22 protein-coding genes are annotated in these 23,429 nt (G+C 71.5%); 13 read left to right on the top strand and 9 right to left on the bottom strand.

Features of this window, described 5'->3' with window-relative positions; all coding sequences use genetic code 11:
- The first annotated feature begins 51 nt into the window (after positions 1-51).
- The 3 genes from ACZ42A_RS12335 to ACZ42A_RS12325 all read left to right on the top strand — a co-directional run bounded on the left by ACZ42A_RS12335 (position 52) and on the right by ACZ42A_RS12325 (position 3,571).
- Positions 52-1,653, top strand: coding sequence for a substrate-binding domain-containing protein (locus tag ACZ42A_RS12335; RefSeq protein ID WP_468527116.1), 1,602 nt, complete (start codon positions 52-54; stop codon positions 1,651-1,653).
- A gap of 97 nt (positions 1,654-1,750) precedes the next feature.
- The gene (locus ACZ42A_RS12330) at positions 1,751-2,767 is read left to right on the top strand and encodes a hypothetical protein (protein ID WP_468527115.1); all 1,017 of its coding nucleotides are present in this window, start codon (positions 1,751-1,753) and stop codon (positions 2,765-2,767) included.
- Positions 2,768-2,911: 144 nt separating this feature from the next.
- The gene (locus ACZ42A_RS12325; RefSeq protein WP_468527114.1) at positions 2,912-3,571 is read left to right on the top strand and encodes an HAD family hydrolase; all 660 of its coding nucleotides are present in this window, start codon (positions 2,912-2,914) and stop codon (positions 3,569-3,571) included.
- On the opposite strand, the gene ACZ42A_RS12320 is transcribed toward ACZ42A_RS12325, so the two are convergent.
- On the bottom strand, positions 3,535-3,798 hold the full coding sequence (locus tag ACZ42A_RS12320) for a hypothetical protein (protein WP_468527113.1): 264 nt from the start codon (positions 3,796-3,798) through the stop codon (positions 3,535-3,537). The genes ACZ42A_RS12325 and ACZ42A_RS12320 overlap by 37 nt on opposite strands.
- 164 nt (positions 3,799-3,962) lie before the next feature.
- On the opposite strand from ACZ42A_RS12320, the gene ACZ42A_RS12315 reads away from it, so the two are divergent.
- Entirely contained in the window at positions 3,963-4,346 is a 384-nt protein-coding gene (locus ACZ42A_RS12315) for a cold-shock protein (RefSeq protein WP_468527112.1), read from the top strand.
- 7 nt (positions 4,347-4,353) lie between these two features.
- On the opposite strand, the gene ACZ42A_RS12310 is transcribed toward ACZ42A_RS12315, so the two are convergent.
- Genes ACZ42A_RS12310 through ACZ42A_RS12295 form a run of 4 tightly spaced genes read right to left on the bottom strand, consistent with a single transcriptional unit; the run spans position 4,354 to position 7,890 of the window.
- A complete protein-coding gene (locus ACZ42A_RS12310) occupies positions 4,354-5,202 on the bottom strand; it encodes a 1,4-dihydroxy-6-naphthoate synthase (RefSeq protein WP_468527293.1) in 849 nt (282 codons plus the stop codon).
- On the bottom strand, positions 5,192-5,959 hold the full coding sequence (locus tag ACZ42A_RS12305; protein WP_468527111.1) for a futalosine hydrolase: 768 nt from the start codon (positions 5,957-5,959) through the stop codon (positions 5,192-5,194). The genes ACZ42A_RS12310 and ACZ42A_RS12305 overlap by 11 nt, the downstream gene beginning before the upstream one ends.
- Positions 5,929-6,405, bottom strand: a complete 477-nt coding sequence (locus ACZ42A_RS12300) for a DUF2771 domain-containing protein (RefSeq protein ID WP_468527110.1) — start codon at positions 6,403-6,405, stop codon at positions 5,929-5,931. Before ACZ42A_RS12300 ends, ACZ42A_RS12305 begins: the two co-directional genes overlap by 31 nt.
- Before the next feature lie 60 nt (positions 6,406-6,465).
- Positions 6,466-7,890, bottom strand: coding sequence for an MFS transporter (locus ACZ42A_RS12295; protein ID WP_468527109.1), 1,425 nt, complete (start codon positions 7,888-7,890; stop codon positions 6,466-6,468).
- Positions 7,891-8,196: 306 nt separating this feature from the next.
- Between ACZ42A_RS12295 and ACZ42A_RS12290 the strand changes: the two genes are divergently transcribed.
- The 5 genes from ACZ42A_RS12290 to ACZ42A_RS12270 all read left to right on the top strand — a co-directional run bounded on the left by ACZ42A_RS12290 (position 8,197) and on the right by ACZ42A_RS12270 (position 15,666).
- Positions 8,197-9,123 carry a DUF3027 domain-containing protein gene (locus tag ACZ42A_RS12290; protein ID WP_468527108.1) on the top strand — a complete coding sequence of 309 codons (927 nt, stop codon included), beginning with the start codon at positions 8,197-8,199 and terminating at the stop codon, positions 9,121-9,123.
- Between the two features lie 382 nt (positions 9,124-9,505).
- Positions 9,506-12,634 carry a sacsin N-terminal ATP-binding-like domain-containing protein gene (locus ACZ42A_RS12285; protein ID WP_468527107.1) on the top strand — a complete coding sequence of 1,043 codons (3,129 nt, stop codon included), beginning with the start codon at positions 9,506-9,508 and terminating at the stop codon, positions 12,632-12,634.
- Between the two features lie 202 nt (positions 12,635-12,836).
- On the top strand, positions 12,837-13,616 hold the full coding sequence (locus ACZ42A_RS12280; protein WP_468527106.1) for a DUF5707 domain-containing protein: 780 nt from the start codon (positions 12,837-12,839) through the stop codon (positions 13,614-13,616).
- A gap of 74 nt (positions 13,617-13,690) precedes the next feature.
- Complete coding sequence (locus ACZ42A_RS12275) at positions 13,691-14,560, top strand: calcium-binding protein (RefSeq protein ID WP_468527105.1); 870 nt, start codon at positions 13,691-13,693, stop codon at positions 14,558-14,560.
- 200 nt (positions 14,561-14,760) lie between these two features.
- Positions 14,761-15,666 carry a hypothetical protein gene (locus ACZ42A_RS12270; RefSeq protein ID WP_468527104.1) on the top strand — a complete coding sequence of 302 codons (906 nt, stop codon included), beginning with the start codon at positions 14,761-14,763 and terminating at the stop codon, positions 15,664-15,666.
- Positions 15,667-15,669: 3 nt separating this feature from the next.
- Here the strand turns inward: ACZ42A_RS12270 and ACZ42A_RS12265 are convergent, their stop codons facing one another.
- Positions 15,670-18,060, bottom strand: a complete 2,391-nt coding sequence (locus tag ACZ42A_RS12265; protein WP_468527103.1) for an HAD-IC family P-type ATPase — start codon at positions 18,058-18,060, stop codon at positions 15,670-15,672.
- A 46-nt stretch (positions 18,061-18,106) separates the two neighbouring features.
- Positions 18,107-18,376, bottom strand: coding sequence for a DUF2530 domain-containing protein (locus ACZ42A_RS12260; RefSeq protein ID WP_468527102.1), 270 nt, complete (start codon positions 18,374-18,376; stop codon positions 18,107-18,109).
- 135 nt (positions 18,377-18,511) lie between these two features.
- Between ACZ42A_RS12260 and ACZ42A_RS12255 the strand changes: the two genes are divergently transcribed.
- On the top strand, positions 18,512-19,963 hold the full coding sequence (locus ACZ42A_RS12255) for an NCS2 family permease (RefSeq protein WP_468527101.1): 1,452 nt from the start codon (positions 18,512-18,514) through the stop codon (positions 19,961-19,963).
- Here ACZ42A_RS12255 and ACZ42A_RS12250 read toward each other — a convergent pair.
- Positions 19,956-20,138 carry a ribbon-helix-helix protein, CopG family gene (locus ACZ42A_RS12250; protein ID WP_468527100.1) on the bottom strand — a complete coding sequence of 61 codons (183 nt, stop codon included), beginning with the start codon at positions 20,136-20,138 and terminating at the stop codon, positions 19,956-19,958. The genes ACZ42A_RS12255 and ACZ42A_RS12250 overlap by 8 nt on opposite strands.
- A 119-nt stretch (positions 20,139-20,257) precedes the next feature.
- Here ACZ42A_RS12250 and ACZ42A_RS12245 point away from each other — a divergent pair, with 119 nt between their 5' ends.
- Positions 20,258-20,695 carry a MarR family winged helix-turn-helix transcriptional regulator gene (locus tag ACZ42A_RS12245; protein WP_468527099.1) on the top strand — a complete coding sequence of 146 codons (438 nt, stop codon included), beginning with the start codon at positions 20,258-20,260 and terminating at the stop codon, positions 20,693-20,695.
- 30 nt (positions 20,696-20,725) lie between these two features.
- On the top strand, positions 20,726-22,093 hold the full coding sequence (locus ACZ42A_RS12240) for an MFS transporter (protein ID WP_468527098.1): 1,368 nt from the start codon (positions 20,726-20,728) through the stop codon (positions 22,091-22,093).
- Between the two features lie 22 nt (positions 22,094-22,115).
- Here the strand turns inward: ACZ42A_RS12240 and ACZ42A_RS12235 are convergent, their stop codons facing one another.
- Positions 22,116-22,628 carry a GNAT family N-acetyltransferase gene (locus tag ACZ42A_RS12235; protein ID WP_468527097.1) on the bottom strand — a complete coding sequence of 171 codons (513 nt, stop codon included), beginning with the start codon at positions 22,626-22,628 and terminating at the stop codon, positions 22,116-22,118.
- 41 nt (positions 22,629-22,669) lie between these two features.
- Here ACZ42A_RS12235 and thpR point away from each other — a divergent pair, with 41 nt between their 5' ends.
- Positions 22,670-23,242 (top strand): RNA 2',3'-cyclic phosphodiesterase, encoded by a 573-nt coding sequence (gene thpR / locus ACZ42A_RS12230; RefSeq protein ID WP_468527096.1) that lies wholly within the window; start codon positions 22,670-22,672, stop codon positions 23,240-23,242.
- Positions 23,243-23,429: the final 187 nt, after the last annotated feature.

The following is a 23,429-nucleotide window of genomic DNA, read 5'->3' as shown; positions in this document are numbered from 1 at the left end:
TCGTCACCCTGAGGCTCCCTCGTCAACCTCCCGCTGCCGCAAGGGGTTTCGATGGTGAGCCTGGGCATCGAATGGGATCTCGACACGATCATCGCGATCCTCAGCATCGTGGTGCCGCTCGTCGCGTTCGGGTGGGAGTTCGGTGTCGTCGGGCGCAAGCGGCTCGGCTACCGCGTCCAGATGGACACGCTGGCCACCGACACCGCCCACTCGCCGTACGCCGGAGTCCTCCGCGAGCTGCACGACGACCACCGCAGCACCCTCACCAACCCGTCGTTCATCCTGCTGCGCATCGAGAACGCGGGCTGGCAGCCGATCGTCGAGAGCGACTACCTCACCTCCGAGTCCGACAAGACCGGCATCCGCGTCACCTTCCCCTGCCGCCGGGTCGCGGGCGCGGTCGTCACCGAGCCCAGCCAGCCCGAGCTGCGTGACTTCTTCACCGAGGAGGTCGGCGGCTTCGGATACGGCGAGGAGAACGGCGCCGGGCTCATCCGGCTGCCCAAGGTCAAGCTCAACCGCCGCGCCCACTACAAGGTGCTCGCCGTCCTGGAGAGCACCTCGGGCGACCAGCGGGAGGACTTCCCCGACCCGGTGTTCCGCGCCGACGTCAGCGGCGGCGGCAACGGACGCGGCCTGTTCGCCCGGTTCGTCAAGTTCAAGATGGCCAAGACCGAGAGCCACCGGTTCGCCTCCCGGCCGGGCTGGGTCTTCATCACGCTGCTGGCCCTGGGCGTCCTGATCCAGGCGGGCACGCTCACCTTCGCCCCCGAACCACCGCCGAAGGACTGCGTGGGCGGCACCCTGTACCTGCACGGCTCAACCGCCTTCGAACCCGCCGTACGCAAGGCCGCCGACGCCTACACGGCCCGCTGCGAGCGGGCCGGCGTCAGCATCCCGATCACCGAGGACACCTTCCGCGGCAGCACCGAGGGCCTGACCGACCTCGACCGGGCCGGCCGGGACGCCGGGATCAAGCCGGGCGACGGGCTCGCCGACCACATCGCCTTCTCCGACGGCAAGGCCCTCGGCAACCACCCCCGGCTGCTCAGCCGCCCGCTCGCCTACCTGCCGTACACCCTGGTGGTGAACGAGGACGCGGGCGTGGAGAACCTGAAGGCCGAGGAGATCCGGGCCATCTACGCCGGAGAGGTGAAGCGCTGGTCCGAGGTCGGCGGCGCCGACATCCCCATCCACCTGGTCAGCCGGCACCGCGGCTCCGGCACCCGCACCGCCCTCGTCGAACGGGTCCTCGACGGCGAGGAGCCGGTCGAGCCCACCGTCTCCGACTGCACCGCCCTCACCCCGGCCGCCTGGGGCGCCTGCGAGGTCGGCAGGACCGGCACCCTGCTGGACATGACGGCCGACATCCCCGGCGCCCTCGGCCACAGCGAGGTGAGCAGCGCGGAGCAGCAGGACGGCGTGGTCATGCTCCGCATCGACGACCAGGAGCCGACCCTCACCGGAGTCGAGGAGGGCGACTACCCCTACTGGCAGACCGAGTACGCCTACACCTACGGCCGCGCCCCCGACGGCTCCATCGCCCAGGCGTTCCTCAGCTTCCTCACCGTGGAGGCCGGCCGCGAGACCCTCGGCTCGTCCGCCCGGCTCTGCTCGGAGGTGGCCAAGCCGGGCCTGTGCGAACCCACCTGACGTGGCATCGGCTGCCCGCCCCTGCGCTAACGTCGTCCCCCGGGGATGGATTTCGGCGGAAATCGGAAAGCGGCACACCCGCCCCGGAGGGGACAGCGTGGGCATCGAGAGCGACAAGGTCGTCTACGAGTATCTGAGCCGCGTCGGCGACGTGGCGCAGCAGCGGCAGCTGCCCTCCGCCGCCCGGATGCGGCTGGTCAACCAGCTGCGCGACGAGATCGACCGGCGGCGGGCGAAGGCACCGGTGGACAGCCCCGCCGCGGTCCGCCGGATCATCGCCCGCCTGGGCAGCCCCGACGACGTGGTCACGGCCGCGGGCGACACCGGCGCGCGGACCGCCCCGGAGCCGCCGCGAGCCGCCGTCCCGGTCCAGCGGGAGGAGACCGCGGCCCCCCGGGAGCGCCGCCCGAAGAAGCCGGCCAAGCAGTCCCGGGGCCTCCCGAAGAGCCTGCGCCGGGTCGTCCCCCGCCCCCGCCCCGCCGAACCGCACCCCCGGGTGGAGGACGACGTCCCGTCCCCGCCCCATCTCGCGAGCGTGCACGAACTCGGGGACGGCGCGATCGAGCCGGACTGGTGGCGGGTGGAGGGCACACCCTTCGGCGCCGGGGAGGCGGTGCCGGGGTTCGTCGGCGGGGTGGAGATCCCCGACCTGCTGAAGCCGCCGCCGAAGGACGAACCGGCGGTGGAGAAGAGGACGGCGGTGCGGGAGACCGAGGCCGAGGAGGAGACCGAGGCCGAGGAGGAAGCCCCCCGCCGCCGGTTCCTGCCGTCCCCCGGCACGTGGAGCAACCCGCTGCTCCTGTTCGCCGCGGCCCTGCTGGTGGCCGGCGCGGTCCTCGGCAACCTCCTGGTCCTCGCCTTCGGCTGGCTCATCGTCTACGTCTCCCGCCGCCTCACCCAGACCGAGATCAAGTGGGCGGTCATGTTCCTCCCCGGCCTCGCGGTCGCGGCCGGCTTCACCTGGCTGTGGGGCCGCACGGAGGGCCGCTGGGGCGACCCGATCCCCGAGGGCGCGATGAGCACGGCGATCAGCGAGACGTGGCCGTGGGTGGTACGGGGGGCGGCGCTCGCGTCGGCGGCGTTCCTGGTCTGGCGCTCGCAGAAGGAGCGGTGACCTTACGTACGTAGCTGCGGGCAGTCGTGCCGCTGGGGCGGCACGGGTGGGCGCTGGGGGTACCCCCTGCTCGAAGAGCTTGGGGGAGGCACCCCGTCACGCCGGGCTGCGCACCCCACCCCGCGCCGACCCCACCCCGGCACAATGACCCACATGGCCTACAGCACCCCGCGCCCCACGCCCACCGTCGGCTTTGACCTGGACATGACCCTGATCGACTCCCGCCCCGGCATCCGCGCCTGCTACCAGGCCCTGGCGGAGCGCACCGGCACGTTCATCGACGCCGACCTCGCGGTCACCCGCCTGGGCCCGCCCCTGGCGGAGGAGCTGCGGAACTGGTTCCCGGAGGACGAGGTCCCGGCCATGGCCGACCTGTACCGCGCGATGTACCCCACGATCGCGATCACCGCGACCCCCGCCCTCCCCGGCGCGGCGGAGGCGATCGCCGCCGTACAGGCGTCCGGCGGCCGCGCGGTCGTGGTCACGGCGAAGTACGAGCCGAACGCCAAGCTGCACCTGGAGCACCTCGGCATCGAGCCCGACGCGGTGGTCGGCGACCTGTGGGCGGAGGCCAAGGCGGAGGCCCTGCGCGAGCACGCCGCGAGCGTCTACGTCGGCGACCACATGGGCGACATCCGCGCCGCCCGCGCCGCCGGCACCCTGTCGGTGACGGTGGCGACCGGCCCGTTCGGCGCGGCGGAGCTGCACGCGGCCGGCCCGGACGTGGTCCTCGCCGACCTCACCGCGTTCCCGGAGTGGCTGGCCGGCTACCTGGACGACGCCCCGGAGGCGGCCCGCGCCTGACGCCGCCCCGCGGCGACGGACCGCAGCACCCCGGCAGCGGCGATCAGGAATCCGACGCCCATGAGCATGCTCAGTGCGAACATGTACGTCGGAAACGGCGTGGTGCCGAGGAACAGCGGGGCCACTGTGACCAGCGTGGCCACGGCACCGATGAAGAACACGACGGCACCGGCACGGATCAGCCGGTCACCGGGCGCGGCGGAATTCGGTTGGGTTTTGTCACGCACCGGACCAGGGTAGTTCCCAGCGCGAGGGAACAACCGGGCGACGTCTTGTCAGCGGCCCCGGGACCATTAGCCTTGGTACCGGCGGGTCAGTGGCGACCCGCTCTAGTGCTATCAAGAGCCGTTTCCGAAGCAGTTTTCCGACGAGTACGAGGACGAGGACAGACGTGCCTACCGGCAAGGTCAAGTGGTTCAACAGCGAGAAGGGCTTCGGCTTTCTCTCCCGCGACGACGGCGGTGACGTCTTCGTCCATTCCTCGGTTCTCCCCGCCGGAGTGGAGACGCTCAAGCCGGGCCAGCGCGTGGAATTCGGCGTCGTGGCCGGTCAGCGCGGCGACCAGGCCCTGTCGGTGACGGTGCTGGAGCCGACCCCGTCGGTGGCCGCCGCGCAGCGCAAGAAGCCGGACGAGCTGGCCTCCATCGTCCAGGATCTGACGACCCTCCTGGAGAACATCACCCCGATGCTGGAGAAGGGCCGCTACCCCGACAAGGCCTCCGGCAAGAAGATCGCCGGCCTGCTCCGCGCGGTCGCCGACCAGCTCGACGTATAAGAACCCGCTACGGGAAATCCAGCGCATCCGGGCCGAGGGGCGGCAGCAGTCCCTCGGCCGCCGCACGGGTGAGCAGCCCGCGGACCGCCGCGTAGCCGTCCTCGCCGAGGTCGGCGGTGAACTCGTTGACGTACAGCCCGATGTGCTGGTCGGCGACGGCCGGGTCCATCTCCTGGGCGTGCTCCATGACGTACGGGCGGGAGGCTTCCGGGTCATCCCACGCGGCGCGAACTGACGTACGAATCGAGTCGGCGAGCAGCCGCAGCGTGTCCGCGCCCAGCGACCGCTTGGCGATGATCGCGCCGAGCGGGATCGGCAGCCCGGTGGTGTTCTCCCAGTGCTCGCCCATGTCGGCGAGCTTGTGCAGCCCGTAGTTCTGGTAGGTGAACCGGGCCTCGTGGATCACGAGCCCCGCGTCGACCTTGCCGTCCCGCACGGCGGGCATGATCTCGTGGAACGGCATCACCACGATCTCCCCGACCCCGCCGGGCACGGTGTCCGCGGCCCACAGCCGGAACAGCAGATACGCGGTCGACTTCTCACTGGGCACCGCGACCGTGCGGCCCGTGAGGTCGACGTCGGCCTCCCGCGTGAGCACCAGCGGCCCGCAGCCCCGCCCCAGCGCCCCGCCGCACGGCAGCAGGGCGTACTCGTCGAGGACGTACGGCAGCACCGCGTACGACACCTTCAGTACGTCGAACTCGCCGCGCTCGGCCATGCCGTTGGTGACGTCGATGTCGGCGAAGGTCACGTCGAGGGCGGGGGCGCCGGGGACGCGGCCGTGGGCCAGGGCGTCGAAGACGAAGGTGTCGTTCGGGCAGGGGGAGTACGCGATCCGCAGCTTCTCACCGGTCATGTCGGTCATGTGGGGTCCAACCTTCCAGTACGGGTGCCAGCTTCCCGAAGCCCTCCGCGAGCGCGTCGAGCGCCTCGCCGATCCGCCAGGCGGCCCGGTCGCGCGGGCCCACCGGGTTGGAGACGGCCCGCAGCTCCAGCACGGGCACCCCGTGCGCGGCGGCGGCCTCGGCGACGCCGAAGCCCTCCATGGCCTCGGCGAGGGCGCGCGGATGGCGGGCGCGCAGGGCGGCGGCGCGCTCGGCGGTGCCGGTGACCGTGGAGACGGTGAGGATCGCACCGGCGCGGGCCCCGGTGGCGGCCGTGACGTCCCGTACGAGTGCATCGGGGGGACGGTGGGTGACGGTGCCGAAGCCCAGCTCGGTGACCGGCAGGAAGCCGTCGGCGGTCTCGGCGCCCAGGTCGGCCGCGGTGATCTCGTCGGCGACGACCAGCGAGCCGACGGGCGCCTCGGGGGCGAAGCCGCCGCCGATGCCGGCGGAGACGACCAGCCGGAAGGGGCGGCCGTCGCGGGCGGCCTCGGTGAGGGCGGTCGCGACGACGGCGGCGGCGCGGGCGGGGCCCACACCGGCGGCGACGACCTGCCCGGTGAACCCCGTGAACCCTGTGAGCCCCGTGGACCCATTAGACCCAGTGAGCCCGTCGGGCCCGGGGAACGCCCTGGCCACCGCGTCCCGCTCGGCGGGGACCGCGGTGGCCACCAGGATCCGTGTGACCGGGGACGTGGTCAGGACTCCTTCTTCAGCTTGAAGGACCACAGACCGGTGGCCTCGCGCTCGCCCTCGCGGATGGAGACCAGCGTGGAGTCGCCCTGCGCGCCGTACTGGGCGTTGAAGAACACGCTGCCCGGGATCGTCATGTACGTCTTCTTGCTGGGCTCGACGAGGAGCGGCTGACCGTTCATGAGGACGGTCCAGCCCTTGTCCGCGACCTCCGGGTCGACGCCGAAGCGTACGGTCTCCTCCGGGTCGACCGAGATGGACTCGATGTCCTTCTCCTTGAGGCACTCGGCCAGCGCCTTGGCGTCCAGGGCCTTGCCGTCCCCGTAGCAGGTCGCCTCGGAGCTGACCGAGTTCGAACCGACCGTGATCGTCGACATCGGCGTCGGCTTGTCGCAGGCCGACAGTACGAGCAGTCCGGCGGAAACGGCGCCGGCGGCGGCGACGGCGCGGCGGCGTCGCCCAACGGATTGCAGCGTGTTCATGGCCGAAGGCTATCGCGCACAAGGAGCACTGCCCGGGTGGGGTACGAGCCGGGACGTGGGTTACGCCACTCGCGTGCCCGGCCGGCCGCCCCGCCGGGCGGAGGTCAGCAGCCCGCGTACGGTCGTCAGCCAGCCCGTGGCCAGCACGGCGGCGCCGACCGTGAGGCCCAGCGTGCCGTTCAGCGGCAGCGCGATACCGATGGCGCCGCCCACCACCCAGGACATCTGCAGCAGCGTCTCCGAGCGGGCGAACGCCGAGGTGCGCACCTGTTCCGGCACGTCCCGCTGGATCAGCGCGTCCAGCGACAGCTTGGCCAGCGCCTGCGCGAACCCGGCGACCGCGGCGAGACAGGCCACCAGGAACGCGCCGAAGAAGAGGGCCGCGGTGATCGCCACGCCCAGCTCCACCGCGACGACCGTGACGATGATGATCTCCGGCGCGCGGGCCCTCAGGGCCGCCCCCACCGCCGTACCGCAGGCGTTCCCGACGCCCGCCGCGACCGCCACCATGCCCAGCGAGACCGCGGCGCTCTGTCCGGTCAGCGGGTGCTCGCGCAGCAGGAACGCCAGGAAGAAGATCAGGAACCCGGCGAGGCAGCGGATCGCGGCGTTCACGACCAGGGCATGGGTGACGGCGATGCCGACCGTCCTGAGCCCCGGCCGCTTCACCGGCTTGCGGTGCGGGCCGTGCAGATGCTCCGCGTCCGCCGCGAGCAGCGCGGTGTCCTCGCCCTTGGCCGAGTCGACCTTCGGCGGCAGTGAGAAGGACAGCAGCGTCCCGGCGACGAAGATCACAAAGGCGCCGTAGAGCGGCCAGCGCGGGCCGAGGGCCTGGAGCCCCGCCCCCACCGGGGCGGCCACCCCCGTGGCCAGCAGCCCGCCCAGGGTGACCCGGGAGTTCGCCTTCACGAGCGAGAAGCGCGGCGGAAGCAGCCGGGGCACGACGGCGCTGCGCACCACGCCGTACGCCTTGGACGCGACCAGGACGCCGAGCGCGGCCGGATACAGCTGGATGCTGCCGGAGATCACCGCGCCGGACAGCACCAGGGCGAGCAGCGCCCGTGCCAGCATGGCGCAGGCCATCGCGGCCCGGCGCCCGTGCGGCACCCGGTCGAGCAGCGGACCGATGACCGGCGCCAGGAGCGTGAAGGGCGCCATGGTGATCGCGAGATACAGCGCGACCCGCCCCCGCGCCTCATCGGTCGGCACGGAGAAGAACACCGTCGAGGCGAGCGCGATGGTGATCATGACATCCCCGGCGCCGTTCACCGCGTGCAGCTCGATCAGCTTGCCCAGGCCCGACTCGCCGGCGCCGTGCGCGTGCGTCGCCTTGCGGATGCCGCGCGCGGTCCCCGTGACCGGCAGGTGCAGGGCACGCCCGATCCAACGGAACGAGCCGCCACTCCGGCCCGTTCCGTTGCGTCGCCTGCTGCCCCTGACCCCACCGATACCGCTGGTGCCACCGGGTGTCCTCGCGGCTGCCACCCCGTCATAGTGCCCTGCGAACGGCGGGAGTGGTGGTGTTACGGGGCGGATGGCGACGAACTGAGGGGGATCGGGCGGGCGGCGGTGTAGGCCAAGTGCACGGGAGCAGGTAGCGTGCGTAGCGCGCCGTGGCGAACGTTCTCGGCCGCGCGCCTCACCGGCATCCCGCAGAATGGATGACGTAGGTGTGCCCGAGAGCGTGAGGACACGGACGTCGACGCGGCCCCCAGGTCCGCTCCGTCCGTCGCCCCCACCGCCTCAAGGCAAGGCGCACCCGTAAGACGGCGTAGGAGAGAAGCGATACCTGTGAGCGCAGCGACAACGCGAAGCCGCACCCCCGACCGCCTGTGCGCCGAGGCCGTCGACCTCGCCCGCGCCGCCGCCGAGGAGGCCGCCGCGCCCGGCGTCGTCGGGGAGCACGTGGGGCTGGTCTCCGAGGGTGACCGCGTTGTCACGCACTTCTTCGAGTGCAAGGAGCTGGGCTACCGGGGCTGGCGCTGGGCGGTGACGGTGGCCCGCGCGTCCCGCGCGAAGATCGTCACGGTGGACGAGGCGGTGCTGCTCCCCGGCCCGGACGCCGTGCTGGCCCCCGAGTGGGTGCCGTGGAGCGAGCGCCTGCGCCCCGGCGACATGGGCCCCGGCGACCTCCTCCCCACGGACGCCGAGGACCTCCGCTTGGAGCCCGGCTTCTCCGGCGAGGAGGAGCCCCCGCCCAACTCGGCGGTCTCCTCCGACATGGCGGAGCTGGTGGAAGCCGAGGACGCGGAGATGACGGCCGGCACCCCGGCCCACCTCCCGCAGGCCCCGTCACGCGGCTCGATCGCCGCGGTCGCCGAGGAACTCGGCATGCGCCGAGCCCGAGTCCTCTCCCGCTACGGCCTGCACGTCGCCGCCGACCGCTGGGAGGAGGCGTACGGCCCGAAGACCCCCATGGCCCAGGCGGCCCCCGCCTCCTGCGTCAGCTGCGGCTTCCTGGTCCCGATCGGCGGCTCCCTCGGCCAGGCGTTCGGCGTCTGCGCCAACGAGTTCTCCCCCGCGGACGGCCGCGTGGTCTCCCTCTCGTACGGCTGCGGCGGCCACTCCGAGGCCGCGGTCATGCCCAAACCGCCGAGGCCTGCCCCGCCGGTGATCGACGAAACCCGAGTCGACCCGTTCCCGCTGCGCCCGGCGCGGGATTCGGGGTCGGTGCCGGAGGTGCCGGACGAGGAGACGGCGGAGCTGGGGCACTCGTAGGAGTCAGCAGCCCTGGAGCGCCGCCCGCGCTCGAGTGGTATGGCGAAGGTCACATTCGGATGAGGGGTGGCGCTTCGGCGCAGCCCTGACTCCTCCGCGCCGAAGGCGTACTCCCATGTCGAGCTCATGTGCGGACTGCGTGGGACGGGACCCTCGATCACGCCCCAGCGGTGGGACAGCGCGTCGACGTTCGCCGCCGGCTCGGCCACGATCGGCTCCGCCGGGTCCAACGGCAGTCCTCGGGAGCGGAGTTGCTCCGTCGGGCCCCCGCCTCGCCCTCATCCGCGAGGCCTGGACCGAGTTCCCGGCGTCCGCGTCCCGCGGCTGGTCGCGGCCGCCGGTCACGGTACCTTCGTGCTCTCGTCGAGGAGGAGAAGGCAACGTGAGCAAGTACGTGCGGCCGGCGGCCGAGGGGGCCGATCCGTTCGGGACGGGGCGGCTGCGGCGCGGGGTGTTGGACGCGTGGGCGACCAGTCCGGCGAGGTTCCGGGAGGACGCCAACGCCGAGGAGGATCTGGTTCTCGGCGGGTACCGGGACCGGCTCGTCGTCGAGCTCGCGCAGAACGCCGCCGACGCCGCGGCCCGGGCCGGTGTGCCGGGGCGGTTGCGGCTCACGCTCCGTGACGGGGTGCTCGTCGCCGCCAACACCGGCGCTCCTCTCGACGCGGCCGGCGTGGAGTCGCTGTCCACCCTTCGGGCCTCCGCCAAGCGGGACACCCAGGAGAGCGCCGTCGGGCGGTTCGGGGTCGGGTTCGCCGCCGTGCTCGCCGTGACCGATGAGCCTGCCGTCGTAGGGCGGCACGGGGGCGTTCGGTGGTCGCTCGCCGAGGCTCGGGACCTCGCCGCCGATGTCGCCCGGCACAGTCCGGGGCTGGGTGACGAGATCCGGCGCCGGGACGGGCACGTGCCGCTCCTCCGGCTCCCCTTCGCCGCCGAGGGGCGGGCCCCCGAGCCGTACGACACCGCCGTCATCCTGCCCCTCCGCGACACGCCCGCCGCCGATCTCGCCGAGCGGCTCCTCCACGCGGTCGACGACTCCCTGCTGCTCACCCTCCCGGGGCTGGAAGAGGTCGTCATCGAGATCGGGGACGACGCGCCCCGCACCCTGTGGCGGCGGACCGAGGGCGCCCTCACCGTCGTAGAGGACTCGCGGGACGGCACCACCACCTGGCGGACTTCCGCGGCGCACGGGCCGCTCGCCCCCGAGCTGCTCGCCGGGCGGCCCGTCGAGGAGCGGCTGCGGCCGTACTGGTCCGTCACCTGGGCTGTCCCGGTGGACCAGGAGAGCGGTGCTCCCGCGCGGCCCCGGACCAGTCCCGTCGTGCACGCGCCCACCCCCAGCGACGAACCCCTCGGCGTGCCCGCCCTCCTCATCGCCTCCTTCCCGCTCGACACCACCCGGCGGCATGCCGCCCCCGGGCCGCTCACCGACTTCCTGGTGGAGAAGGCCGCGGACGCCTACGCCGAGCTGCTGGCCGACTGGCGGCCGGTGACGGACGGGATCATCGACCTGGTGCCCGGTCCGCTGGGCAAGGGGGAGTTGGACGGGGCGCTGCGGCAGGCCATTCTCGCGCGGCTTCCCCGCACGTCCTTCCTGCCGCCCGCCGCGCCGCCCGCCGAGGGCGACAGCGAGATGCCCGAGTCGCTGCGGCCCCGGGACGCCGAGGTCGTCGAGGGGGCCGGGGCCGACACCGTGCGGGTGCTCGCCGAGGTGCTGCCCACGCTGCTGCCGGCCGGGTTGGAGCGGCGGGTGGAGCTGCGCACGCTGGGTGTCGCGCGGGTGCCGCTGACGGACGCCGTCGACCGGCTCGCCGGGCTGGAGAAGGAGCCTGGTTGGTGGTGGCGGTTGTACGACAGCCTCGCCGGGGTCGACCCCGACCGGCTCTCCGGGCTACCCGTCCCGCTCGCCGACGGTCGGACGACCATCGGGCCGCGCCGCGTGCTGCTGCCGACCGCCGACGCCGCCCGGATCGACGCGGACGTCCTCGCCCGGCTCGGGCTGAAGGTCGCCCACGAGGACGCCGCCCATCCGCTGCTGGAGAAGCTGGGTGCCCTTCCGGCGACCCCCCGCGCCGTACTCACCACTCCCCAGGTGCGGGCCGCCGTCGCCGCCTCCATGGAAGAGGACGGTGGCGTCGGCTGGGAGGAGGACGGCCTCGACGCCGAGGAGCTCGCCGACGCCGTGCTCACCCTCGTCCGTGACGCCGGTCTAGAGCCCGGCGACGAACCCTGGCTGGGCGCCCTCGCCCTGCCTGATGAGGAAGGGGAGCTGACACCCGCGGGTGAACTCGTCTTCCCCGGCAGCCCCTTCGCCCGGGTCATGCGGGAGGGTGAACTCCCCTTCCTCGACGCCGAGCTGGCCGAGCGCTTCGGTGAGGCGCCGCTCGCCGCGTGCGGGGTGCTGGTCAACTTCGCGCTCGTGCGGGCCACGGACGTCGTTCTCGACCCGGACGAGCTGGAGCCGAGGGAGAGCGACTTCGCCGAGCCCGACGACCCCGGGCTGCTGGACGCCGTGGACGTGTGGTGCGAGGACATCCTCGACCGGTTCCCGGACACGCCCGTGCCGCCGGTCGCGACCGAGCTGGTCGCCGTACGGGATCTGGATCTCGTCGACGACGACAAGTGGCCGCAGGCCCTCGCGCTGCTTGCCCAGCCGCCGCTGCGCGACGCGCTCACCCAGCCGGTGCGGATCCTGCTGCCCGACGGCACCCATGAGGTCGTACGGCCCTACACGGCGTGGTGGCTGCGCGGGCACCCGGTGCTCGACGGGCGGCGGCCGGCCGGGCTGCTCGCCGCGGGGGGCGATCCGCTGCTGCGCGGGCTGTACGAGGAGGCGGACGCCACCGGGTTCGACGACGAGCAGGTGCTGCGGGCGCTCGGGGTGCGGACATCGGTGGCCGCGCTGCTCGACGAGCCGGGCGGTGCCGCCGAGCTGCTGGACCGGCTCGCCGATCCGGAACGGCCGGTCAGCGCCGCCCAGCTGCACGGTCTCTACGGGGCGCTGGCCGAGCTGGACCCCGAGCAGGTGACCCTGCCGGACGAGCTGCGGGCCGTCGTGGACGGGCAGGTCGAGGTGGTGGACGCGGCCGACGCGGTCGTCGTCGACTCGCCCGACCTGCTGCCGTTCACCGCCGGGGTGCCGCTGCTGCCGGTCCGCCCGAGCCGGGCCGCCGAGCTGGCCGAGCTGTTCCAGGTGCGGCGGCTGAGCGAGTCGGTCACCGGGGAGGTGACCAGCGAGGGCACCGAGCATGAGGTGCCGGACTCGGTGCGGGTGCTGCTGGGCCCGCGCACGCCACGGTCGTATGTCGAGCACGAGGAGCTGGTCGTCGACGGTGTGGAGATCGACTGGCGGCTCACCGACGACGGGGTGCTGCACGCGGCCACCCTGGAGGGCGTCGCCGCCGGGCTCGCCTGGGCGGCCGGGCAGTGGCCGCGCCGGTTCGAGGTCGCGGCGCTGCTGGAGGATCCGTCGCGGACGGAGGAGCTGGCGCGGGACCGGTGGTTCGACTGAGCCGTGCGGCGGCTTCAGCGGCTCAAACCCCCGTGAAACTCCTCGCACAAATTTCTCACGAGAGCTGTACAACCATTCGCATGCGTCGCGGATCTGATCACGTGAGTCAACAGACTCCGTGATCACCTGGGCCCCGTAGCCCCTCACGACTCGTGAGGTACGACCGGCGGCGGGGCCCCTTTCTTTCCACGGGGAAGACAACATGCGCATGCGTGCCACCCTCGGCGTCATCACCGGCGCCCTCGCGCTGACCGGCGTCGCGGTTCCGGCTGCCCAGGCCGACGAGATCCACGGCGACACGACCATCTCGAACATCTCCGTGAACGGCGGCAAGGCCGTCGTCGTCGGTGCGTCCGCCACCAAGACGATCACCATCTCCTTCACGGTGAAGGACGACTCGGGTGTCAAGGACGCCATGGCCCTGCCGTACCACGGCCCGGACCTGGACAACTCCGACAGCGCCGCCCTCCCCAACACCAGCGACTACTACTCGGTCTGCACGGCGGTGAACTCCACCACCGCCAACTGCAAGGCGACGTACGACTTCACGCCGGGCGAGAACGCCATCAACGAGGTCGCCGGCACCTGGAAGCTCTGGATCCTCGCCTCCGGCAAGGACGGCGACTACGTCCAGAAGGAGAACGCGAAGAGCTTCTACGTCCAGCGGCTCTCCAAGCTGACGGTCAACGCCTCCCCGGAGCCGGTCAAGAAGGGCAAGACCCTCACCGTCACGGGCAAGCTGACCCGCGCCAACTGGAACGCGAACAAGTACTCCGGCTACTCCGGCCAGTCGGTGAAGCTCCAGTTCCGCAAGAAGGGCACCAGCACCTACACGACGCTGAAGACCATCAAGACGAACACCTACGGCGACCTGAAGACCACGGTCACCGCGTCGACCGACGGTTACTACCGCTACAGCTTCGCGGGCACCACGACCACCCCGGCGGTCAGCGCCGCGGGTGACTACGTCGACGTGCAGTAAGTCGACGTCCAGGTAGGCCGCGACACCCCCCACGCGCTTTCCCACCTGTCGCTCTTTCCCACTTGAGGAAGCACATGCGTATTCGCACCACCGTGGCCGCCGTCACCGGCGCGCTCGCCCTGGCCGCTGCCGTCGCGCCGGTCGCCCAGGCCGACTCCCAGGGTGCCGGTTTCGACCGGCCCAGCGCCGCCGAGCGCTTCGGCGTCTCCGCCGGCAAGTCGGCGTTCAGCACGGCCGCCGCCGAGGAGGAGCTGCCCACCGTCTCCAACGTGACGGTGAACGCCGGCAAGAACATCGCCGTCGGCACCACCACGGCGAAGACCTTCACGGTCTCCCTCACCGCCAGCCACTCGACCGGCATCCAGGACGCGTACATCGACCTGTGGCACGGCACCGACGTCGAGACCGACATCGACGGCTGGTTGCCGCCGAACGAGGAGGCCGCCACCTGCACCGCGGTCAACGCCACCACCTCGACCTGCAAGCTGACGATCACCGCGTACCCGGGCGTCGAGGGCGACCTGTACGCCAACGCCCTGGCCGGCACCTGGAAGGTGACCGCCGGTGCCCTCGCCGGTGACGGCAGCATCTACTGGAACGACTACTACAAGACCCACAAGGTCCAGCGGTTCTCCAAGCTGACGGTCAACGCCTCCCCGGAGCCGGTGGTGAAGGGCAAGACCATCACCGTCACGGGCAAGCTGACCCGCGCGAACTGGGAGACGGCCAAGTACGCCGGTTACTCCGGCCAGTCGGTGCAGCTGCAGTTCCGCAAGAACGGCACCAGCACCTACACCACGCTGAAGACCGTCAAGACGAACACCTACGGCGACCTGAAGACGACGGTCACCGCGTCGACCGACGGCTACTACCGCTACAGCTTCGCGGGCACCACGACCACCCCGGCGGTCAGCGCCGCGGGTGACTTCATCGACGTGCGCTGAGCACCCGGTAGTTCGCATACGGCAGTTTGAGTACGGCATGTGAGTACGGCCCCGGAAGCCATCCGGGGCCGTACGTCTTTCGGCGTCGTTTTCGGTCGCTTTTTCAGCCTCGTACGGCTCCCGAGCAACCCCGCGCCCCCCAAGTCCATCTGATCACGTGAGTCATGACTCGGCTCCACGATCATTCACTTGGGGAACGCATGCGCATACGAGCCACCGTGGCCGCCGTCTCCGGCGCCCTGGCCCTCTCCGCCCTCGCCGTCCCGGCCGCGCAGGCCGCCGGCGGTCCGGCCCCGGCCGACGACTACCGCGCCGACGTCGCGAAGATCGCCTGGGCCGCGACCGACCGCGCCCCCGGCCAGCCGTACGACCTGAACGTCTCCTTCTCCGACTTCAAGGTCGCCAAGGCGATCAAGGTCGGCACCACCCAGCACGTCTCCACCACGGTCAGCTACACCCTGACCCACGACGCGGACGTCGACGTCAAGGCCGACGACTTCCTCACCGGCCCCGTCCTCTACCGCGGCAGCCTCGAGGCCCCGTCCGCCGTCCCGCTGATGGGCAACAAGCCGGCCACCTGCACTGCCACCTCGGCCACCACCGCCAAGTGCACCGGCAAGATCGACATCTACCCGGCCCAGGACGACCTGCTCAACTCCGACGCCGGCACCTGGAAGGGCGCGGCCCTGGCCATCGACTACAACGGCCAGGACCCGGACGGCCTCGACTTCGACATCACCAAGGTCGGGTACGCCCAGCAGGGCGGCCTCGGCACCACGCTGGTCCAGCGGAACTCCCAGCTGACGGTCGACGCCTCGCCGGAGCCGGTGGCGAAGGGCAAGACCCTCACCATCACCGGCAAGCTGTCCCGGGCGAACTGGGAGAGCCACAAGTACGCGGGGTACGTCAACCAGCCGGTGAAGCTCCAGTTCCGTAAGAACGGGACCACCAACTACACCGACGTGAAGACCATCAAGACGGACTCCACGGGCAACCTGAAGACCACCGTCAAGGCCTCCGAGGACGGCTACTTCCGCTACAGCTTCGCGGGCACCCCGACCACCCCGGCGGTCAGCGCCAAGGGTGATTTTGTGGACGTGCAGTAACCGCTAAGCCGGGAAGCGGCGGTCGACCCACGTCCACAGGAACTCCAGGGCGGCCGCCGCGCCCGCCGCGATGCCCACCGCGACCCACGGCATCGTCACCCCGACCAGCTTCAGCGCGAAGAACTCCTGCAACCACGGCACCACCAGCACCACCAGGAACCCCGCGCCCATCGCCGCGACCAGCGCGATCCGCCACCAGGTGTAGGGGCGGGCGATGATCGCCAGCACCCACATCGAGATCAGGAACAGCGTCAGCGTGGCCGCACTGGTCTCCGCGTCCAGCGCGCCGGGTCCGGAGTAGTACTGGCGGGCGATCAGATACGTCGCGAAGGTCGCCAGCGCGGCCAGCGCCCCGCCCGGGATCGCGTACCGCATCACCCGCCGCACGAAGTGGGGCTTCGCCCGTTCCTTGTTGGGCGCGAGCGCCAGGAAGAAGGCCGGGACGCCGATCGTCAGGGTGGACAGGAGGGTGAGGTGGCGGGGCAGAAACGGATACTCCACCTGTGAGCAGACGACCAGGATCGCCAGCAGCACCGAGTAGACCGTCTTCACCAGGAAGAGGGTCGCCACGCGCGTGATGTTGCCGATCACCCGGCGGCCCTCCGCCACCACCGACGGCAGCGTGGCGAAGCTGTTGTTCAGCAGCACGATCTGCGCCACCGCCCGGGTCGCCTCCGAGCCGGAACCCATCGCCACGCCGATGTCGGCGTCCTTCAGCGCCAGGACGTCGTTCACGCCGTCGCCGGTCATCGCGACGGTGTGCCCGCGCGACTGGAGCGCGCCGACCATGTTCCGCTTCTGCTGCGGAGTGACCCGCCCGAACACCGTGCCTTCGTCGAGCGCGGTGGCCATGCCGTCGCGGTCCTCCGGCAGCCGGCGCGCGTCCACCACGGCGCCGGACAGCCCCAGCTTGCCCGCCACCGCGCCGACGGACACCGCGTTGTCGCCCGAGATGACCTTGGCGCGGACGTTCTGCTCGGCGAAGTAGCGCAGGGTGTCGGAGGCGTCCGGGCGCAGCCGCTGGTCGAGTACGACGAGGGCGGCGGACTTGGCGCCCCGGGTGACGTCGGGGGAGTCCAGGTCGCCGGCGGCGCGGGCGAGCAGCAGCACCCGCAGGCCCTGCTCGTTGAGCCGCTCCGTCTCGCCCAGCGCCGGGTCGTCGGCGGGCAGCAGCACATCCGGGGCGCCCAGCAGCCAGGTGCTGGTCTCGCCGTCACCCTCGCTGAAGGAGGCGCCGCTGTACTTGCGGGCGGAGGAGAACGGCAGCGACTCGATACAGCGCCAGTCCTCCGCGTCCGGGTAGGCGTCGATGATCGCCTGGAGGGAGGCGTTGGGGCGCGGGTCGGACTCGCCGAGGGCGCCGAGGACCTGGCGTATGTACGACTCGTCGTAGCCGTTCAGGGCCCGCAGCCCGGTGACGTCCATGCCGCCCTCGGTGAGGGTGCCGGTCTTGTCCAGGCAGACGGTGTCGACGCGGGCCAGGCCCTCGATGGCGGGCAGCTCCTGCACCAGGCACTGCTTCCGGCCGAGCCGGATGACGCCGATCGCGAAGGCGACGGAGGTGAGCAGGACCAGGCCCTCGGGGACCATCGGGACGATGCCGCCGACGGTGCGGGCGAGGGAGTCCTTGAAGTCGGTCTCCTTCACCACCAGCTGGCTGATGATGAGGCCGATCGCGGTCGGGACCATCATCCACGTGACGTACTTGAGGATCGTGGAGATGCCGGAGCGCAGCTCGGAGTGGACCAGGGTGAACCGGGAGGCCTCCTCGGCGAGCTGGGCGGCGTAGGCCTCGCGGCCCACCCGGGTCGCCTGGAAGGCGCCGCCGCCGGCGACCACGAAGCTGCCGGACATCACCTGGTCGCCGGGCCGTTTGACGACCGGGTCGGCCTCGCCGGTGAGCAGTGACTCGTCGATCTCCAGCCCGTCCGCCTCGACGCACACCCCGTCGACGACGATCTTGTCCCCGGGCCCGACCTCGATGAGGTCGTCCAGGACGATCTCTGAGGTGCCGACCTCGGCGGCGACCCCGTCGCGGCGCACGGTCGGCCGCACCTCGCCGATCAGCGCGAGCGAGTCGAGGGTCTTCTTGGCCCGCCACTCCTGGACGATGCCGATGCCGGTGTTGGCGAGGATGACGAAGCCGAACAGGCTGTCCTGGATCGGCGCGACGAACAGCATGATCAGCCAGAGCACGCCGATGATCGCGTTGAACCGGGTGAACACGTTCGCCCGAACGATGTCCGTCATCGACCGGCTGCTGCGCACCGGCACGTCGTTGACCTGCCCGCGCGCCACCCGCTCGGCCACCTCCGCGGCCGTCAGCCCACCGGCCGGCACCGCGGACACGGGGCGCGCGGGCCCGGGGTGGGCGTCCGCGTCGATGTGCGTCATGCATTCGACGGTACGGGCGGATTTCTCCCTTCACCCGCCGAATGACTCAGGGAGCCGGCGCCGTCTGCTCTCGTGCCGCCGCCCGCTTGAGGGCGGCGTCCCGCTTGCGGACGTACCAGATGCCGATCAGCCCGAGGCCGCCGCCGGCCAGGCAGGTCCACAGCCACCAGGTGTGCCCGTGGTCGTCGAACCAGCCGTAGAAGGGGAGCTGGACCAGGAAGAGGACGAACCAGAGGATCGTGCCGCCGGTGATGGTGGCGACCACGGGGCCCTCCAGGGGCTCCGGCGCCTCGTGCTTGGGGGTCCACTTCGCCATAGGGGACAGCTTACGAGGCGGTCGGATCGGGCAGGTGGGTGATCAGGTCTACGCGCGGAGATGGCAATCTACGAACTCATATGTTCATACTGAAACCGTTTGTCTCTGACCACTTCTGTTCGTAGGAACTAACAAATGCCCACCTCGGCACCCGCCAAGGTCCCCGCGCCCCAGCAGCCGGGCAAGGCGCCTGTCCACGGCGCCCTCGACCGCTACTTCAAGATCTCGGAGCGTGGCAGCACCCTGGCGCGCGAGGTCCGTGGTGGTCTCGCCACCTTCTTTGCGATGGCGTACATCATCGTGCTGAACCCGATCATTCTCGGCAGCGCGAAGGACATGTACGGCAACCAGCTGGACAACGGCCAGCTGGTCACCGCGACCGCGCTGACCGCGGCCTTCACCACCCTGCTGATGGGCGTCATCGGCAATGTGCCGATCGCGCTCGCCGCCGGTCTCGGCGTGAACTCGGTGGTCGCGCTCCAGCTCGCGCCCCGGATGTCCTGGCCGGACGCCATGGGCATGGTCGTGCTGGCCGGTTTCGTGGTGATGCTGCTGGTCGCGACCGGTCTGCGCGAGCGCGTGATGAACGCGGTGCCGTTCGGGCTGCGCAAGGCGATCTCGATCGGTATCGGCCTGTTCATCATGCTGATCGGCCTGGTCGACGCCGGCTTCGTCTCCCGTATCCCCGACGTCGCCCAGACCACCGTCCCGCTCCAGCTCGGCGGCGACGGGCACCTCAACGGCTGGCCGGTGCTGGTCTTCGTCCTCGGCGCGCTGCTCACTCTCGCGCTGATCGTGCGCAAGGTGCCCGGCGCGATCCTGATCTCGATCGTCGCGATGACGGTCGTGGCCGTCGTCATCGAGGCCGTCGCCAAGGTGCCGTCCTGGGGTCTGACCACCCCGAAGTGGCCGGGCAACCCGGTCGCCACCCCCGATTTCGGCCTGGTCGGCGAGGTCAGCCTGTTCGGCGGCTTCGAGAAGGTCGGCGTGCTGACCGGCATCCTGTTCGTCTTCACCGTGCTGCTGTCGTGCTTCTTCGACGCGATGGGCACGATCATGGGCGTCAGCGACGAGGCCAAGCTGACCGACGCGCAGGGGCAGATGCCGGGCATCAACAAGGTCCTGTTCGTCGACGGCATCGCGGTCGCCGCGGGCGGCGCCAGCTCCTCCTCGGCCACCACCGCCTTCGTGGAGTCCACGGCCGGCGTCGGCGAGGGCGCCCGTACCGGCTTCGCCAACGTCGTCACCGGCGGTCTGTTCGCCGTGGCCCTCTTCCTGACGCCGGTCGCCACCATGGTCCCGTCCCAGGCGGCCACCCCGGCGCTGGTCGCGGTGGGCTTCCTGATCCTGGCGGGCTCCGTCAAGGAGATCGACTGGGCGGACTACACGATCGCCGTCCCGGCCTTCGTGACCATGCTGATGATGCCGTTCACCTACTCGATCACCAACGGCATCGGCATGGGCTTCATCACCTTCGCCGTGCTGCGCCTGGCGGCGGGGCGGGGCCGGGAGGTCCCGGCGGCGATGTACGTGGTGGCGGCGGTGTTCGCCTTCTACTACCTGATGCCGGCGCTGGGGCTCACGTAAGGCCGTAGAACTTCTCGGTCTCCTCGACGGCCGCCTGGAAGCGTTCGTCGAAGTCATCGCGGATGAGCGTCCGGACGACATAGTCCTGGACGCTCATTCCTCTTTTCGCCGCGTGGTGTCGGAGCCGTTCGAGCAGCTCGTGGTCTATTCGCAGGCTGAGCACGCTGGTCCCCATGGACACGAGGGTCACGGCAGCCGCCGGTTCGGTGTGTCACATTCCGGCACCGCGTCACCCGGATGAGTGATGCCATGCCCGGTGGTCCTTAGATAGGGTAATGAGGTACGCTAAAGAACATGCCGGACCTTAGCCATGGCGACGACGCTGCCGCCGTGAACTCCCTGCGATCCGCCGTCATGCGGCTCTCCCGTCGGCTGAAGCACCAGCGGGTCGACGAGTCACTGAGCCCCACCGAGATGTCGGTGCTGGGCACCCTGTCCCTCTGCGGCAGGGCCACGCCGGGCGAACTCGCCCGCAAGGAGCACGTCCAGCCGCCGTCGATGACCCGCATCGTGGCACTGCTGGAGGCCAAGGGACTGGTCCGGCTGGAGCCGCACCCCGAGGACCGGCGCCAGAAGGTGGTGACCCCGACCGAACAGGCCGAGGCGATGCTCGAGGAAAGCCGTAGAAAGCGGAACGCCTTCCTCGCCACCCTGGTGGAGGGCCTCAACGAGGACGAGTGGGCCAAGCTGCGCGCCGCCGCCCCCGTGCTGGAGAAGCTCGCGCACCTGTAAGCAGCCGTCGCAAGGAGGAGGCGAACCCTTTTGAGTACGGGATCCGGAGCAGACTCCGCCCCCGCACCGACCACCCACGACACCTCATCCACCCCCGAGGCCCCCCGCAAGACCAGGGCCTCCATGTTCAGCTCCCTGAAGGTCAGGAACTACCGCCTGTACTTCATGGGCCAGGTCGTCTCCAACACCGGCACCTGGATGCAGCGCATCGCCCAGGACTGGCTGGTGCTCAGCCTCACCGGCTCCGCCACCGCCGTCGGCATAACGACGGCTCTCCAGTTCCTGCCGATGCTGCTCTTCGGCCTCTACGGCGGCGTCCTCGTCGACCGCCTCCCCAAGCGACCCACCCTGCTGGTCACCCAGTCCTCGATGGCCGTCACCGGTCTCGCGCTCGCCGCGCTCACCCTGACCGGCCACGTCCAGGTGTGGCACGTGTACGTCGCCGCCTTCGCCGTCGGCCTCGCCACGGTCGTCGACAACCCGGCCCGCCAGTCCTTCGTCAGCGAGATGGTCGGCCCCGACCAGCTGCAGAACGCGGTCAGCCTGAACTCGGCGAACTTCCAGTCCGCCCGCCTGATCGGCCCCGCCGTCGCGGGCCTGCTGATCACCGGTGTCGGCACCGGCTGGGCGTTCCTGCTCAACGGCCTGTCCTTCGTCGCCCCCATCGCCGGACTGCTGCTGATGCGGGCCCGCGAACTGCACGTCGTCCAGCGCGCCCCACGCGGCAAGGGCCAGCTCCGCGAAGGCCTGCGCTATGTCGCCGGACGCCCGGAACTGATATGGCCGATCGTGCTCGTCGGATTCGTCGGCACCTTCGCCTTCAACTTCCCCGTCTACCTCTCCGCCTTCGCCGACGACGTCTTCCACGCCGGCGCCGGCACGTACAGCCTCTTCAACACCCTGATGGCGGTCGGCTCCGTCACCGGCGCCCTGCTCGCCGCCCGGCGCGGCACGGCCCGGATGCGGGTGCTGAGCGCGGCGGCGCTGGTGTTCGGCGCGGTGGAGATCGTCGCCGCGGCGACCCCGCAGCTGTGGATGTTCGCCCTGCTGATGATCCCGACAGGGATCTTCGGCATGACCGTCAACGTCACCGCGAACACCAGCATCCAGATGGCCACCGACCCGGCCATGCGCGGCCGGGTGATGGCCTTCTACATGATGGTGTTCCTCGGCGGCTCCCCGGTCGGCGCCCCGATCGTCGGCTGGATCACCGACACCTACGGCGCCCGCGTCGGCCTCGCGGCCGGCGGGGCGATAGCCGCCCTGGCCGCCACCGTGATCGGCCTGATCCTGGCCCGCACCGGCGGCCTGCGCCTCTCCGTCGGCTGGCACCACGGCCACCCGACGGTCCGCTTCGTCCCGCGCGAGCGGCAGGAGCGGCTGGCGACGGCGGCGTGACGGTGCCGTCCGCCCGGAGGGCTCAGACCCTCCGGGCGAGCACCTGCCCCGGCCACGCGTCCTCGCCGACCGTGAACGCCTCGGTCGGCGTGAAGCCCTGGCTCTCGTAGTAGGCGACCAGCTTGCGGTCGTCGCCCGCGTAGCAGTCCACGCGGAGGAGGGAGATCCCGGCCCGGCGGGTCTCCTCGGCCGCGTGCGCGAGCAGCGCCGCCCCGATCCCACGGCCCTTGTGACGCCGGTCGGTGACGAGCAGGCGGACGAACCGCTCGGGCTCGCCGGCGGGCTCCAGCTGCGCCCCCGGCGCGTCCGTGAGGACGAGCGCCCCCGCCGGCACCCCGCCGATCTCGGCGATGAACGGCGCGCCCCGGGTGACGTACTCCGTCATGAGTCCCCCGGCCGTCGGACGGGCCGACCACGGACCCGTCCCCCACTGCCCGGGACGCCCCTGCGCCACCAGCCATTCCACCGCCCCGTCCAGCATCCCGAGCATGGCGGGGATGTCGTCGGGTCCGCCGTTCCGTATCGCGATCTTCATTCCGACATGATGGCCTGCCCGATCCCTGCCAGGCTGGCGTCATGAGACTCTTCGCCGCCGTGCTGCCCCCAGACGACGTCACCGGTGAACTCGCCGCCGAGGTGGCCGCGTTGCGGAAACTGCCCGGCGCGGACGGGCTGCGCTGGACCGGACGCCCCGGCTGGCACTTCACCCTCGCCTTCTACGGCGAGGTCGACGACGACCTCGTCCCCGACCTGTCCGCCCGCCTGGAGCGCGCCGCGCACCGCACCGAGCCCTTCCGGCTGGCGCTGCGCGGCGGCGGCCAGTTCGGGCGCGGGCGGGCGCTGTGGACCGGCGCGGAGGGGGATCTCGATACCTTGCGGCTGCTGGCCGACCGTGCGGAGTCCGCTGCGCGGAAGGCGGGTGTTCCCATGGGGGAGCATCGGCGGTACAAGGCGCACATGACCGTGGCCCGCAGTCGTGAGGCGGTGGACGTACGGCCGTATGTCCGTGCCCTGGGTACTTTCACCAGCCGTACCTGGACCGTCGCCGAGCTGGCCCTGGTCCGCAGCAATCTCCCGCGCTCCGGGACGCCGGGCGAGCAGCCGCGCTACGAGACGGTCGCCCGCTGGCCGCTCGGCGGGGCCGGTTAGGCTCGATACGTGGACCCGAAAACCCGGAACCGGATCATGGCCGGTGCGCTTGTGTTGATGTTCGTTCTTGTGGCGGTGGCTTCGGCGCTAGGTGGATAGCGGCGGGGAACTGCGGCCGTCTTTTGGCTGCGGCTCGTGGAGGGCCGGTCGCGCAGTTCCCCGCGCCCCTGAGGGCGTTCAGCTCACC

Source organism: Streptomyces sp. NPDC030838 (genome assembly GCF_055572035.1).
This window is presented reverse-complemented; position numbering and strand designations above follow the sequence as displayed.